This window comes from Micrococcus sp. ACRRV, assembly GCF_022346985.1.
Taxonomy (GTDB): Bacteria; Actinomycetota; Actinomycetes; order Actinomycetales; family Micrococcaceae; genus Micrococcus; species Micrococcus porci.
This window is the reverse complement of sequence record NZ_JAKRNH010000070.1, coordinates 1-12,114: the sequence shown is the minus strand read 5'-3', so window position 1 is coordinate 12,114 and position 12,114 is coordinate 1. Positions and strand designations below refer to the sequence as shown.

Genomic DNA, 12,114 nt, shown 5'->3' with positions numbered 1-12,114 from the left:
AGACAGGTCCCTCCCTGGAGGACTGAATGCTGTTCCGCTACGAGCTGCGCCGCTTCCGCGGCGTCCTGCCGACCATCGCCCTGCTCTTCATCGTGCTGGTGCCCACCATCTACGGGGCGCTCTACCTCTCCGCCAACTGGGACCCCTACGGCAACCTGTCCTCCCTGCCGGTGGCGATCGTCAACGAGGACAGGCCCGTGGAGTCCGACGGCAAGACCCTGACCACCGGCGCCGACATCACGGAGGAGCTGGTGGACCAGCACACCTTCGACTGGCACGAGACCACGCGCGACGACGCCGAGGCCGGCCTGCGCGACGGGCGCTACTACCTGGTCATGGAGATCCCGGAGGGGCTGAGCGCGGACCTGGTCAGCGCGAACACCTCCGACCCCCAACAGGCGCACATCACGCTGCGCCGCAACGACGCCAACGGCTTCGTGATCGGCTCCGTGACCTCCTCCTCGCAGTCGAAGATCGAGAACGCCGTGGACAAGGCGGCCGTGGAGGCGTACTTCAAGGCCGTCTTCGAGAACCTCGCCACCATCCGGCAGGGCATGGCCGACGCCCGGGACGGGGCGGGCAGGCTCGCCGACGGCGCCGGTCAGGCCGACGACGGCGCCGCGCAGCTCGCGGACGGCATCGCCCAGGCCCACGACGGCTCCGGGCAGCTCGCCCAGGGCGCCTCCGACGCGCAGGACGGCGCCGGTCAGCTCGCCGACGGCGCCGGGCAGCTGAAGGACGGCGCGGACCAGCTGGCGGCCGGCGCGACCTCCGCGAAGGACGGCGCCGTCCAGCTGCAGACCGGCATCGGCCAGGCGCGGGAGGGCTCGCAGAAGCTCGCCGACGGCGCCGGGCAGATCGCCGCGAAGGTCCCCGACCTGCGCGACGGCGCCACCGCCCTCTCCAACGGGCTCACCCAGCTCGACACGGGCTCGGCGGACCTCGCCGACGGCGCCCACCAGGTGGCCGACGGCACCCAGCAGCTCTACGACACGGTCATCCCCGGCCTGGACGCCGTGATCGAGCGTCAGGACAAGGTGGCCTCCGACGTCGCCACCGTCAACCAGGACGTGCAGACCCTCAACGACGCCGTCGCCACCGCGGGATCCGGCGCCGGCGGGGACATCGACACGGCGTCCGAGCAGCTGCAGGCGCTCGCCGAGTCGAACCCGGACATCGCCGACGCGCCCGAGTACGCGGCGCTGCAGCAGTCCCTCACGGACGCCAAGGAGAAGGCCGGCTCGGCGACGTCGACGGCCCAGGACGTCGCGGACCGCTCCGCCGCCGTGAACTCCCGCGTGCAGGGCTTCGTGTCCGAGGACGTCGCGGGCAACGCCAAGGCGGACATCACGAAGCTGAACGACGGCGCCCACGCCGTGGCCGAGGGCGCGGACACCCTCCACGCGGGCATCGGACAGGCGAACACGGGCGCGCAGGCGCTGGCCGACGGCGTCGGGAGGTTCGCCGACGCCCTGGACCAGCTGGCCGCCGGCGCGACCGCCCTCGACGACGGCCTGGCGCAGCTGGAGGACGGCTCCGGACGGCTCGTGGACGGGCTCGGGAAGCTGGAGACCGGCACGGGTGACCTGGCCGACGGCGCCGGTCGGCTCGACCAGGGCGCGGGCGAGCTGCAGACCGGCCTCGGGAAGCTCTCCGACGGCGCCACGAGCCTGGACTCCGGGCTGGCGCAGCTGGAGACCGGCTCGGGCGACCTGAAGACCGGCCTCGACAGCCTCTCCGACGGCGCTACCCAGCTGCACGACGGCCTGGCGTCGGGCACGGACAAGATCCCCGCGCTCTCCCAGGACTCCGCGGACGAGGCGGCGCTCGTGATGTCCCGCCCGGTGCAGGTGGACATGGACGTGCTGAACCCGGCCGGGGTGTACGGCCGCGGCGTGGCCCCCCTGTTCTTCTCGATCGCCCTGTGGGTGTTCGGCATCGCCGCGTTCAACGTCATGCGCCCGGTGAACGGCCGCCTGCTGGCCGGCCGCCGCAACCCGCTGCTGCTGGCGCTGAGCGCCTGGCTGCCGGTGGGCCTGCTCTCCGTGGTGGGCTCCCTGGTGATGCTCGCGGCCACCGTGCCGCTGGGGATCGACCCGGTGCACCCGTGGCACCTGGTGGGGCTCGTGGTGTTCACCGCGCTCGCGTTCTCCCTGTTCGCGCACCTGGTGGTGACGGCCCTGGGCACCCCGGGCAGCGCGGTGCTGCTGGTGACGCTGATCCTGCAGCTCGGCTCGGCCGGAGGCACCTACCCGGCGGACGTGCTGCCGCCGTTCTTCCGGTGGGTCAGCCCGCTGATGCCCATGACGCACTCGATCAACGCGATCCGCTACGCCCTCTCCGGCGGCCAGCCGGCGCAGTTCTGGGGCGCGGTGGCGTTCCTCGCGGTGTTCGGCGCGGCCTGCCTGTTCCTGGACATGGCGGTGGTGCGCCGCCGCCAGCGGTTCCGCATGAAGGACCTGCACCCGGCCCTGGAGAAGTGACCCGCCCCCACGTTTTCGTGCCGGAGACGGACGGCGCGTCGCCCGCTTTCGTTCGCGAAACGGACGGCGCGCCGCGCGTTTTCGTGCGGGGAACGGACGGTGTCACACTGACGGCATGAGCGATGCCGCCGCGGGCGCACCCCAGCTGATCTCCCCGTTCCTCTGGTTCCACGACGGCGCCGAGGAGGCCCTCCGCTACTACGTGGACGTCTTCCCGGACTCGGAGATCGAGGAGATCCAGCGCTACCCGGACGAGTCCCCGGACCCGCACTGCGCGGGCATGGCCGGGAAGGTGATCAGCGCGTGGGTGCGCCTGGGCGGGGTGCGCTTCGGGGCCCTCGACGGCGGCCCGGCCTTCACACTCAGCGAGGCGGTGAGCTTCGTCGTCGCCTGCCGGGACCAGGAGGAGATCGACCGCTACTGGGCGGCGCTCTCCCACGTGCCGGAGGCCGAGCAGTGCGGCTGGTGCAAGGACCGCTTCGGCGTCTCCTGGCAGATCATCCCCGCGGACATGGGCCGGCTGCTGCAGAGCCCGGCGCAGATCCAGGCCATGATGGCCATGCGGAAGATCGAGGTCGCCGCCCTGGAGGCGCTCGCGTGATCGCCCCTGCGGCGCCCGGCCCCACGACGACGACGCCCCGCCGCCGGTCCCGGCTGGCCCTGGCGGCGGCCGCCACGGTGGCGGCGGGACTGCTGGTGCGCGTGGGCCTGCGCGGTGTCCCCGGCGCGGCCGCGTGGACGGGTCCGCTCGGGGACGCGCTCTACGCGGTGCTGGTGTTCCTGCTCCTGGCCTGGATCGCGCCGCGGGCGCGGACGCTCCCCCTCACGGCGGCGGCGTTCGGCGTGTGCGCGGCGATCGAGCTGTTCCAGCTCACCGGCATCCCGGCCGCGCTCGGGAGGGCGTTCCCGCCCGCGCGGCTGGTGCTGGGCACGGGCTTCCTGTGGAGCGACCTGCTGCTGTACCTGGCGGGCGTGCTCGCCGCCGCGGCCGTGGACGCGGCCCTGCGCCGCCGGGCGGCGCTCAGTCCTCGAGGCAGCGGTCCTCGGGGTCGATGACCCCCATGATCCGGCGGCCGATGGCGGTGAGCTGGCGCAGCTGGGCGCGGGTGAGCGGGTCGACGACGGCGCGGCGCACCTCCGCCACGTGGCCGGGCGCGGCGGCGACGACCACCTCACGCCCCTCGTCGAGGAGCACGGCCAGCGTGTAGCGGCCGTCCTCGGGGTCGGGGCGGCGCTCGACCCAACCGCGCTTCTCCAGCCGGGTGACCACCTGGGAGAGGCGGGGCAGGGAGCCGGAGGACAGGTAGGCGAGCTCGCTCATGCGGCGCTGCCCGCCCTCGGCCTCGGAGAGGCTCGCCAGGACGGTGTACTCGAAGTGGCTGATGCCGGCCTCGCGGCGCAGCTGGGCGTCCAGGGTGGGCTCGAGGCGCAGGACCACGCTCATCAGCGCCAGGAAGGCGTGGCGCTCCTCGTCGTCGAGCCAGGGCACCACGGACTCGGGTGCGGTGTCGGCGACGGGGTCGGATGCGGGGCGGGCGGCGTCGGACATGCCCTCCATCCTAGCCGCGGGCCTTCAGGTCTTAAGTCCCCGTGACGCGAGGAACACTTGCACCGTGAAGTCATGGGACGTAGAGTCGGCCCCAGAGACGGGGCCGCGGCGCCCCGTGAAGGAGGACACCATGACCCTCGCCGACCCCTGGGCCCAGCCGACGCCTGCCGGCGCCTACGACGACCTGCTCGCCCGCGCCCTGCCCCTCACCCGGCGGCAGAAGCTCTGGGAGCCGTCCGACGGGCGCATGCCCGCGCTGTTCATCTCCCACGGCGCCCCGCCCACCCTGGACGAGCCGCAGTGGCTGAACGACCTGTTCGAGTGGGCACAGACCATGCCCAAGCCGCGGGCGATCGTGATCGTGTCCGCGCACTGGGAGAACGCCCCCGCCGCGATCTCCGCGTCCGCCGCCGGCACGCCGCTGGTCTACGACTTCGGCGGATTCCACCCGCGGTACTACACCCTCCGGTACGACACCCCTGACGCCACGGACCTGGCCCGCCGGCTGGCCGGCGTGCTCGGCGCCCAGGGCCAGGAGGTGCACCAGCACACGGACCGGGGCCTGGACCACGGCGCGTACATCCCGCTCATGGCCATGTACCCGGACGCGGACGTGCCGGTGCTGCAGGTCTCCATGCCCAGCCAGGACCCCGCGGACCTGCTGCGCCTGGGCGAGCGGCTGCGCGAGCTGCGGGACGAGGGCGTGCTCGTGATCGGCTCCGGCTTCATGACGCACTCGTTCGCCGCCATGCGGGACCCGCGGCTGTTCGGGCACGTGGACGCCTTCGACACGTGGGCGGCCGAGATGGCCCACGCCGGGGACGTCGACGCGCTCATGGGGTACCTGGACAGGGCGCCGGGCGCGCGGATCGCCCACCCGACGGCGGACCACTACGTGCCGCTGCTGCTCACCATGGGCGCCGCGCACGACCCCTCCACCACCCGCACGGTGTTCAACCGGTTCGTGTTCTCCAACCACATCCGCAGCTTCACGGTGGACTGATCCACTGCCCTACGACGACGCGCGGCCCCCGCACCACCGGCGTCGTGCGGGTGGCTGCCGGCGTCCTGTCGCCCGTTGACGGGGTTCGCCGTGGGGCGCCTCATCCGCGTCATCTGCCGCCCCGGTCACCGCGCCACGGCCCGGGCGGCCGGGGTGCGCCCGTGCACGAGCACGTAGTACACCCCTGCCAGGACCACGAACCCCGCGAGGACGAGGTACATCCACAGGTAGCCCCCGGCGGCCAGGAGGGCGCCCAGCGGCAGCGGCGCCAGTCCGATGCCCACGTCCACGCCCAGGTAGAGCGTGGAGATGCCGGTGCCCATCTGGTGCGGCGGGACCAGGCGCACGGCGATGGCCTGCGCGGCGGGCATCAGCGTGCCGTAGCCCAGGCCGCACAGGGCGCCGGCGAGGACCACCACGGCGTCCTGCCGGGCCACGGCGAGCAGCACGAGGGACGCCGCGAAGCAGACGAGGCCGAGCCCCACCACCGCGTTGTCCCCGCGGCGGTCCTGGACGCGCCCCAGGACGAAGCGCATCACGAGCGTCACCAGGGCGTACGCGAGGAAGAACAGGCCGGCCCCGGCGCCGAGGCCGCGCTGCTCCGCGTACCCGTTGAGGTAGGTGATGACGCCCGCGTAGGCCACGCCCACGAGCAGCATGAACACGCCGATCGGCACCACGGCGGGGTGGAGGATCCCGCCGAGCCGGAAGCCCCGCACCAGGTGGGGACGGGCGGAGGCGGGCTCGTCGGGGACGCGCAGCGCGAGCCCGAACGCCAGGCCCACGGCGGCCACGGCCGTCGTCGCCCAGAACATGCCCGGGTAGCCCGCGGCGGAGACGAGCATCAGCCCCGCCGCCGGGCCGAGGGCCGTGGCCAGGGTGGTGCCGAGCGCGAAGTACCCGGTGCCCTCCGCGCGTCGGGAGGCGGGGATGACCGACTGCGCCAGCGTCATCACGGCCGTGCTGGCCACGGCGTACATGGCGCCGTGGACCAGGCGGACGGCCACCAACAGTCCCAGCGACGACGCCGGGAGGTAGGCCGCGCACGCCAGGGTCACCACGGAGAGGGAGACGAGCAGCATCCGCCGGCGGCCCAGGCTGTCCACGACGTGCCCGGCGAAGATCCGCGCGACCGTCGCACCGACCACGAAGGCGCTGGACGCGAAGCCCGCCGCCGCGTCCCCGGCGCCGAACTGCTTCACGGCGTAGAGCGCCATGGTGGTGGCGAGGAGGTAGAAGGTCAGGTACTGGGCGAAGTTCACCAGCCAGGCCACCGCGAACACCGGCGTCACGATGCGGGGGGCGGCCTCGGCGGGGGCGGTGACGGGATGGTGCACGGGGGTCCTCCACGACGACGGCGAGTGGGGCGCGCCGAGTGGCACGGCCCCATGTGCGCCATGCACATTGCATGACGCACATGGCAGTCTAGACTCCTGGAACACGGGCTGGGACCACCGGCCGGACACGGAGGAACCATGACGCAGCCCATCCCGCGCCACCCCGACCCGGGCAACACCGGGACCGACGCGCTCGACGACGTCGTCCGGGAGCACATGCTGCTCCTCCGCCGCGCCGTGCACGGTCTGGGCGCCTACCGCCGCCCCGAGGCCCTGGACCGCAGCGCCGTGCTCCTGCTGGCCCGCCTCGAGGCGCAGGGACCCATGACCATGGCCGAGCTCGCCGCCGCGTTCGGCCTCGACGTCTCCACCCTCCAGCGCCAGATCGGCGCGGCCCAGCGCGCGGGACTCGTGGAGCGCTTCCGGGATCCGGCGGGCGGCCAGGCGCGCCTGCACCGCGCCACCGACGCCGGCCGGGCGGCCCTCGAGGGGGAGCTCGCCGCGCGTCGGGCGGCCGTCGCCGAGGTCACCCGCTCCTGGCCCGCGCCCGACGTGGCCGCACTGGCCCGGCTGCTGCGGCGGTTCAACGAGGGCTCGGAGGAGCTCCGCGAACAGCCCTGGCCGCGGGAGCGGCCCGAGGCCCCCGGAGCGGCTGCCGTCCCCGCCGGCACCGCCCGACTGCGCTTCCGCGAGATGACGGAGGCGGACCTCGACGTCCTCGTCGGGCTGCTGGGGGACCCCGAGGTGATGGAGTTCTACCCCGCACCGAAGACGCGTGCCGAGGTCGCCGACTGGATCGCCTGGAACCGGCGGAGCTATGCCGAGCACGGCCATGGGCTGTGGATCGTGGAGACCCACGCGGGCGCCTTCGTGGGCGAGTGCGGGCTGACCTGGCAGCGGGTGAACGGCGAGCGTCGACTCGAGGTCGGCTACCACGTCGCCCCGGTGCTGCAGGGGCGCGGGTACGCCACGGAGGCCGCGGCGGCGTGCCGCGACCACGCCCGCGACGTGCTGGGCGCCCCCGAGCTCGTGGCCATCGTCCACCCGGAGAACACGGCGTCCCGCCGGGTCGCGGAGAAGATCGGCATGGAGGTCCTCGAGGAGGACCGCACCGGCGTGGACGCGTCATACCTGGAGGCCACCGGGGCGGAGGCCCGCACCGTGCTGGGCATGCGTCTCACCTGAACGGCACCTGCCCGGCCCGGCGCCGACCTCGCGGAAGGCGGGCGGGGGTCGCCGTCGGGCACCTCGGCCACCAGGCGGGCGCGCGGATGGCGGGCGACGGCGTCGCGGTGGTCCTGTGTGTGGACGTGGGTGGCACCCCAGATCAGGACGCCCAGGTCGCCCTCGGCCACGCGTCCACCGTCTCCTTCGGCGGCGGGGTCGCTGAACGTGACGTGCTCCATGGGGGCCTCCTGGCGCGGGACGGTGGGTGCCCGGGCCGTCGGCAGCGGACGTGTCCCGTCGAGTCTGCCCCGCACCGGGGGCGCAGGTCAGCGGACGAGGGTCGCGAAGGCCACGAAGTTGTTGTCCCAGTGCCCCGTCCAGGCGTTGTAGGAGTCGCAGGTGATGAGGCGCAGCTGGGCGTCGTCGGTGTTCCCGTAGACCTCGTCCTTGGGGAACCCGCCCCGGTCGTAGGAGACGGCGCGATCCACGCGGAACACGGCGGTGGTGCCGTCGGCACGGTCCACTTCGACGAGGGCGCCCGGCTGGATGTCCTTGAGGTGGCCGAACACGCCCGTGCCGTCCTCGGTGTCGCTCACGTGACCGAGCAGCACGGCGGGGCCGCGGGAGCCGGGCGTCGGGGAGTTCTCGTACCAGCCGGCCGGCGATCCGGGCGCGGTGGGAGGGACCTCGACGGTGCGGTCGTCCTGGAGTCCGAGCTCGATCAGGGAGGAGTCGATGCCCAGGCTCGGCACGCGCACCCGCGTGGGGCGTGAGGCGGGGAGGACGTCGTCGGGCACCGGGGACGACGACGACGCAGCGGGCTGGGCCCTCGACGCGGCGGTCGCGCTCGGCGAGGACCCGCTGCGCCAGTAGCGGTCCACCTCTCGTTCACGGACCCAGGAGCCGGAGACGGACGCGGAAGCCGAGGGCCGTGCGCTCGCCGACGGGGAGGCGGATGGCGTGGACGCCGAGGAGGGCCGCGCAGGAGACGAGGCCGCGGGCTGCTCGGCGTCCGGGGTGGGACCGCAGCCGACGACTCCCACGCACAGCGCCGCCGCGGACGCGATGAGGCGCCCGCGGCGGCGAGGACGGATGGTCATGCAGAGGCGGTCGGCTCAGGCCTGGCGACGGCGGGCGACGACACCGGCACCGGCGACACCGGCGAGGGCCACGGCGCCCAGCGCGAACGGGGCCAGCGCGACGCCCTCGGGACCGGTCTTGGGTGTGCCCTCGGGGACCACGGTGACCTGGGGAGCCTCGGCGGCCGCGGACTCCTCGGCCCGGGCCGCCGTGGCGGGCGCGTACTTGGCCTTGATGGCGGCAGGGACCCAGGCGTCGTCGCCGTTGACCTCACAGCCGATGCCGTCCAGGTCGGCGTCGAGATCCGCGTGGTAGTACTTCGAGGACTTGGGCAGGTTCGCGAGGCCGGCGGCGAACACGTCCTTGCAGTCCGGGTAGGTGTACCGGTTGTCGATCGCGTCGGGCTGGGTGACGTGCGACGGCAGGGAGGCCTGCGGGCGGGCCGCCGGCTTCGGGGTCGACGTGGCGGCGGCCAGGTTCTTCAGGTTCGGGTAGCGGTTCAGATCGGGGTTCTCGCAACCGATGACATCGTCGTCGTTGTTGTCGAGGCCCTCGTCGTACCGGGGGTGGTCGGGGCCGATGTTGTAGATTCCGTCCGCGTACACCTCGGCACAGTTCTTGTAGTTGCCGTTGCTGTCCAGGGCAGTGGCCGGAGCCGCGGCGAAGGCGGTCAGGGACAGGGCGGCGGCCAGCGTGAGGCCGGTGGCGGTCTTCTTCATGGGAGTCCTCGTCATGGAGTGCGGTGATGGTGGCGCACCCGACAGAAGGTGCGCCTGACAAGCCATTTCTAGACGACTCCCAGCGGGCATGTCCACTTCCCCCAGCCCTCGTCCAGATGCTGGGTCATCACCCCTGACCGCGGCGGGAGCGCAGGGCGAGTTCGAGGTCGAAACGGGCATCGGCGTCGTCGAGGGCGCCCCCGAACAGCTCCCGCAGCCGCCCCACCCGGTACCCGACCGTCTGCGGATGCACGTTGAGCTCCGCCGCCATGGGGCCACGCGCGCCCCGGTGCGCGAGCCAGGCCGCGAGGGTGGCCTCCAGGGTGGCGCGCTTGGCGTCGCTGAGCCCGTCCAGCGGCGCGAGGACGCGCTCGGACAGGCGCCGCAGCGCCTCCGGCTCGGCCCCGAGGACGACGTCCGCGAGGTGCTCCTCCGCCAGGACCGCCGCCCCGGGGGCCACACCGCTCAGGGCGTCCCGGCGGGCGAGCACGGCCCGGGCCACGTGCAGGGACCGCGCCACCTCCAGGGCGTCCACCTCCGGCCCGACGACGGCACCCGTCCCCTGCAGCGCGGCCAGGAGCCGTCGGGTCACCACCGGGGACCGCGGCGGGGCGGAGAGCACCACGATCTGCCCGTCCCGCTCCAGGACGGGCCCGGCGCGGCCCAGGCCGAGACGGGTGACGGCGTCGGGCGCGGCGGGCAGCACGGCGACCCGGAGCCGCTCGGGCAGCGGCCACTCCGCCTCGGCGGCCAGGCGGTGCGCCTCCGCGGGGGTCACGGCTCCGTCCAGGAGGGCGGCCGCCAGCTCGGCGCGGCGGCGGTCCACGACGCCGGCGCGAGCGGACTGGGCGGCCGCGTAGGCCTGCGCGCTGACGGAGGAGAGCTCGTCGATGTACGCCCAGATGGACTCGCCCAGGTCCACGACGACGTCCATCCCCATCCCCTGGCGGGCGCACTCCTCGGAGAGCTCGCGGAAGGCGATCCGGGCGGCCAGGCGGTAGGCGCCCAGGAGGTGGTGCATGGTGCGGCCCTCCCGGAACTCACCGGCGCCGAGGGCGGCCATGAGGTCACGGGTGTCCGCGTCGAGGGCGCCGCGGTCCGTGCCGGGCAGGCGCAGCAGCTGCTGGAACGCGGTGCGCATGCCCAGGGCGATCTTCACGCCGTAGCCGCCGTCGCAGGCGGCCGCGTAGGCCGGGATCTCCTCGGGGACCACGCGGATGATCCGCTCGGCCACGGCGGGCAAGATCATCGAGAACATGGAGATCGGGCACAACGTGCTCCACGGCCAGTGGGACTGGATGCGGGACCCCGACATCCACTCGACGACGTGGGAGTGGGACTTCGTGACCCCCTCCAGCGCGGGGCAGCACACCCACAACGACGCCCATCACCGCGGGACCAACGTGACCGGCCTGGACGTGGACCTGGGCTACAACGTGCTGCGCATGGACGAGGCCGAGCCCTGGGAGCCCCGGCACCTGCTCAACCCGGTGATCAACGCGATCCTGGCGCGGTTCTTCGAGTGGGGCATCGCCGTCTACGACCTCGAGCTGGCCAAGGTGCGCGCCGGGGAGAAGCCCGTGGCGGACCTGCGCCGTGACCTGGCCTCGGTGGTCGTGAAGGCGGTCCGGCAGCTCGCCAAGGACTCACTGGCCACACCCATCGCGGCCGAGCTGGTCAGCCGCTCCGGCACCGCGTGGCGGAAGGTCTTCCGCCTGGCCCTGCCCTGAGGCCCGGCAGGGGCTGCGCCCCCTCCACCGGCGTTGTCGTTCATGAAACGGACGGCGTGTCGGACGCTTTCGCGCACGAAACGAACGGCGTGTCGGACGCTTTCGTCCGCGAAGGGACCACCTGCCGCCCCCGCGGGCCGGAAGAATGGCCCCATGCCCACGCAGCCCCAGGACGACGCCTCCTCCCCCGCGCCCAGCCCGACCGCCCGCACCGTGCACCTGGCCGCCTCCGGCGTCGACGCGCGGATCCTGCCCGACCCGCACGCCGGCGGCTGGATGCTGGAGGTCGGCGGGGCGGTGCAGTCCCACGTGGACCTCACCGACCCCACGCAGGTCCGCTACGAGTACCTGCGGCGCATCGCGAACGTCCTGGACGCGCTCACCCCTGCCGGAGAGCCCCTGCGCGTGCTGCACCTGGGCGGCGGGGCGCTGACCCTGCCCCGGTACGTGGCCGCCACCCGCCCGGGCTCCGTGCAGACCGTCGTAGACCTGGACCGCGAGCTCATGGGCCTCGTCCTGGAGGAGCTCCCCCTGCCCGCCGACGCGGACGTGCACGTGGTCGTCGCGGATGCGCGCGCCGTCGTCGACGACCTCCTGGACCCCCTGGAGGGCGAGTCCCAGGCGGGGGCGTGGGACGCCGTCGTGCTGGACATCGACACGGACGCCGGCGCCGTCGCGCACCTGACGGGCGCGGCCTTCCACGCGGAGCTGCTGGAGCTGCTCGCCCCGGGCGGGGTGCTCTGCGTCAACATCGGCGACGACGACGGTCTCGCCTACCTGGCCACGCAGCTCACCGCCCTGGAGGCGGCCTGCGCGGACGCCGCCGAGGGGGCGGGCGTGCCCGGTCCGTGGACGCTCGGCCCGACCTCCGTGCTGGAGCGGCGCGAGCTGGGGAACGCGGTGCTCGTCGCCGGCCCGGGCCTGGCCGGGATGGACGCCGCGGCGCTGCACGCGGCGGGGCCGCACCCGGCAGCGGTGCTGGACGCGCACGAGTCGACGGCGCTCGCGGAGCGGATCACCGCCGCCCCCTGATCACCCCCGAACCC

Annotated in this window: 13 protein-coding genes and 1 pseudogene; 9 read left to right on the top strand and 5 right to left on the bottom strand. The window is 74.1% G+C overall.

Annotation, left to right across the window (positions count from 1 at the left end; all coding sequences use genetic code 11):
- Positions 1 to 26 precede the first annotated feature (26 nt).
- The 3 genes from MHY29_RS08350 (at position 27) to MHY29_RS08340 (ending at position 3,539) form a co-directional block, all read left to right on the top strand.
- Positions 27 to 2,483, top strand: coding sequence for a YhgE/Pip domain-containing protein (locus MHY29_RS08350; protein WP_239240058.1), 2,457 nt, complete (start codon positions 27 to 29; stop codon positions 2,481 to 2,483).
- Positions 2,484 to 2,598: 115 nt separating this feature from the next.
- The gene (locus MHY29_RS08345) at positions 2,599 to 3,084 is read left to right on the top strand and encodes a VOC family protein (RefSeq protein ID WP_239240055.1); all 486 of its coding nucleotides are present in this window, start codon (positions 2,599 to 2,601) and stop codon (positions 3,082 to 3,084) included.
- Positions 3,081 to 3,539 carry a DUF2809 domain-containing protein gene (locus MHY29_RS08340; RefSeq protein ID WP_239240052.1) on the top strand — a complete coding sequence of 153 codons (459 nt, stop codon included), beginning with the start codon at positions 3,081 to 3,083 and terminating at the stop codon, positions 3,537 to 3,539. Before MHY29_RS08345 ends, MHY29_RS08340 begins: the two co-directional genes overlap by 4 nt.
- Here the strand turns inward: MHY29_RS08340 and MHY29_RS08335 are convergent.
- The gene (locus tag MHY29_RS08335; protein ID WP_224356067.1) at positions 3,505 to 4,032 is read right to left on the bottom strand and encodes a MarR family winged helix-turn-helix transcriptional regulator; all 528 of its coding nucleotides are present in this window, start codon (positions 4,030 to 4,032) and stop codon (positions 3,505 to 3,507) included. The genes MHY29_RS08340 and MHY29_RS08335 overlap by 35 nt on opposite strands.
- A 130-nt stretch (positions 4,033 to 4,162) precedes the next feature.
- On the opposite strand from MHY29_RS08335, the gene MHY29_RS08330 reads away from it, so the two are divergent.
- Positions 4,163 to 5,035, top strand: coding sequence for a dioxygenase (locus tag MHY29_RS08330; protein ID WP_224356066.1), 873 nt, complete (start codon positions 4,163 to 4,165; stop codon positions 5,033 to 5,035).
- A gap of 125 nt (positions 5,036 to 5,160) precedes the next feature.
- Here MHY29_RS08330 and MHY29_RS08325 read toward each other — a convergent pair whose 3' ends face one another.
- Positions 5,161 to 6,372 carry an MFS transporter gene (locus MHY29_RS08325; RefSeq protein WP_224356065.1) on the bottom strand — a complete coding sequence of 404 codons (1,212 nt, stop codon included), beginning with the start codon at positions 6,370 to 6,372 and terminating at the stop codon, positions 5,161 to 5,163.
- A 138-nt stretch (positions 6,373 to 6,510) separates the two neighbouring features.
- On the opposite strand from MHY29_RS08325, the pseudogene MHY29_RS12500 reads away from it, so the two are divergent.
- Together MHY29_RS12500 and MHY29_RS12495 are read left to right on the top strand one after the other, a co-directional pair.
- A pseudogene (locus MHY29_RS12500) lies at positions 6,511 to 6,801 on the top strand (MarR family transcriptional regulator); the annotation flags it as partial.
- A 249-nt stretch (positions 6,802 to 7,050) separates the two neighbouring features.
- Positions 7,051 to 7,557: a GNAT family N-acetyltransferase gene (locus tag MHY29_RS12495; RefSeq protein WP_370643486.1), complete on the top strand. Its 507-nt coding sequence runs from the start codon at positions 7,051 to 7,053 to the stop codon at positions 7,555 to 7,557.
- A gap of 308 nt (positions 7,558 to 7,865) precedes the next feature.
- Here the strand turns inward: MHY29_RS12495 and MHY29_RS08315 are convergent, their stop codons facing one another.
- Positions 7,866 to 8,291, bottom strand: a complete 426-nt coding sequence (locus MHY29_RS08315) for a sortase domain-bontaining protein (RefSeq protein ID WP_239240046.1) — start codon at positions 8,289 to 8,291, stop codon at positions 7,866 to 7,868.
- Between MHY29_RS08315 and MHY29_RS08310 the strand changes: the two genes are divergently transcribed.
- Entirely contained in the window at positions 8,275 to 8,412 is a 138-nt protein-coding gene (locus MHY29_RS08310) for a hypothetical protein (protein ID WP_239240028.1), read from the top strand. The genes MHY29_RS08315 and MHY29_RS08310 overlap by 17 nt on opposite strands.
- 242 nt (positions 8,413 to 8,654) lie before the next feature.
- On the opposite strand, the gene MHY29_RS08305 is transcribed toward MHY29_RS08310, so the two are convergent.
- On the bottom strand, positions 8,655 to 9,338 hold the full coding sequence (locus MHY29_RS08305) for an excalibur calcium-binding domain-containing protein (RefSeq protein ID WP_239240025.1): 684 nt from the start codon (positions 9,336 to 9,338) through the stop codon (positions 8,655 to 8,657).
- Positions 9,339 to 9,465: 127 nt separating this feature from the next.
- A complete protein-coding gene (locus MHY29_RS08300; RefSeq protein WP_239240022.1) occupies positions 9,466 to 10,587 on the bottom strand; it encodes a CdaR family transcriptional regulator in 1,122 nt (373 codons plus the stop codon).
- On the opposite strand from MHY29_RS08300, the gene MHY29_RS08295 reads away from it, so the two are divergent.
- Together MHY29_RS08295 and MHY29_RS08290 are read left to right on the top strand one after the other, a co-directional pair.
- On the top strand, positions 10,556 to 11,068 hold the full coding sequence (locus MHY29_RS08295) for a fatty acid desaturase (RefSeq protein ID WP_370643485.1): 513 nt from the start codon (positions 10,556 to 10,558) through the stop codon (positions 11,066 to 11,068). The two genes, MHY29_RS08300 and MHY29_RS08295, sit on opposite strands and share 32 nt — an antisense overlap.
- Positions 11,069 to 11,221: 153 nt before the next feature.
- Complete coding sequence (locus MHY29_RS08290; protein WP_239240019.1) at positions 11,222 to 12,100, top strand: spermidine synthase; 879 nt, start codon at positions 11,222 to 11,224, stop codon at positions 12,098 to 12,100.
- The last annotated feature ends 14 nt before the right edge of the window (positions 12,101 to 12,114 follow it).